This is a genomic window from Winogradskyella marina (assembly GCF_015645385.1).
Classification (GTDB): Bacteria; Bacteroidota; Bacteroidia; order Flavobacteriales; family Flavobacteriaceae; genus Winogradskyella; species Winogradskyella marina.
Window position 1 is genome coordinate 1 of sequence record NZ_JADOET010000041.1, and the last position, 1,394, is coordinate 1,394.

Annotated in this window: 2 protein-coding genes; both read right to left on the reverse strand. The window is 31.9% G+C overall.

Annotated features, from left to right (window positions below):
- Nucleotides 1–107: 107 nt before the first annotated feature.
- The gene (locus ITJ86_RS17125) at nt 108–956 is read right to left on the reverse strand and encodes an IS3 family transposase (RefSeq protein WP_317190645.1); all 849 of its coding nucleotides are present in this window, start codon (nt 954–956) and stop codon (nt 108–110) included.
- Nucleotides 902–1,360 carry a helix-turn-helix domain-containing protein gene (locus ITJ86_RS17130; RefSeq protein WP_230080341.1) on the reverse strand — a complete coding sequence of 153 codons (459 nt, stop codon included), beginning with the start codon at nt 1,358–1,360 and terminating at the stop codon, nt 902–904. The genes ITJ86_RS17125 and ITJ86_RS17130 overlap by 55 nt, the downstream gene beginning before the upstream one ends.
- Nucleotides 1,361–1,394: the final 34 nt, after the last annotated feature.

A 1,394-nucleotide genomic window follows, 5' to 3' on the forward strand; every position in this document is an offset into this window, starting at 1 on the left:
TGTATTATACTGAAATAGGTTGACTCTTTTTAGTTATTATTTAGACGTTCAAAAGATTTTTTTTAGCCGTTTAGAAGGCAAAAAAATAGTTTGAACTATGTCTGTTCTTAAATGGTAAGTTCAGGTAAATTTACATTATTTTTTCGATAGGATCTGTATTTGATGTTTGGATTCAAATGTACTTCAGCTGGTTTTCTTAAGTCCAAGCTAAAATGTGTTCTCAAATTGTTATAAATATACACAGCTTGCTGTGTCATTTTCTGAGCCAAATCCGTGTTTTTAATGGTTTGTTTTAGTCCATATTCATATTTAAGGGTTCTGTTAATTCGTTCAGCAACAGCGTTTTCATAAGGGTCGTATTGCTCAGTCATACTCATTGTAATATTATTGTTTTCAGCGAATTCTGTGTATTTCGGATTGCAATATTGAAAACCTCTATCTGAGTGATGAATGAGCTTTTGATCGGGATATTTTCTGTTTTTAATAGCCATAGCGAGCGCATCACTGCAAAGCGATGTTCTCATATGGTTATCAAGTTTATATCCCATAATTTGCTTAGAATAGGCATCTGTGACTAATGCTAGATAGTTGTGCCCATTTTCTGTTTTAATGTATGTTATATCGCTAACCCAGAGTTGTTCTGGTCGAGTAGGAATGTGGTCTTTTACAAGGTTCTTATATTTTTTGTACATATGGTTTGAGTTTGTAGTTGTGATGTAATTTTTAGTTCTAGGAACAAGCAGTTTATTAAACCTGAGGAAGTCATAGAATTTATCTCTACCTATTTTAATATCAGCGTTTATAAAGTCTTGTTTGAGTTCCGTGTGTAGTTTAATACCACCAGTTTTCGAGCCTACTTGTTTGCGGTAGTCTTTAACTATTTTGATCATTTTTTGATGATCTATTTCTTTTTTTTGTTGTGTTTTGAGTCTTTTGTAGAAGGCTTGTTTAGATATCCCAAAACATCCATAGAGCCATTTTCTTTTATACGCTGTTTTTTCTTTTGCTCTATCTCTTTTGCTAATGTTTTGGGTAATGACTTTTTTGACATATCAACGCCTGTAATCAGTTCCATATCAGCGATAATGTCTTGTTGGAAGTCTTTTTGAAACTCAAGTTCTTCAATCTTTTCCTTTAATTTTTTAATCTCATCGTTTTTACTCATACCAGTATTTTGTTGTACTAAAGTACTGTATTTTCTTAACCAATAGGAAATAGTTGTTCTAGGAACATCATATTTTTTAGAAGCTTGATTGTTGGATAGCTGACCATTTAAGATTTGGTCAACGACTAAAAGTTTAGTCTCTAAAGTTGCTTTTTGGTAGCTTTTTTTTCGCCAGTGTTCATTTTGTGTTTTCATAAGTGACTGTAATTAATTGCTTAATTTTTAGTCA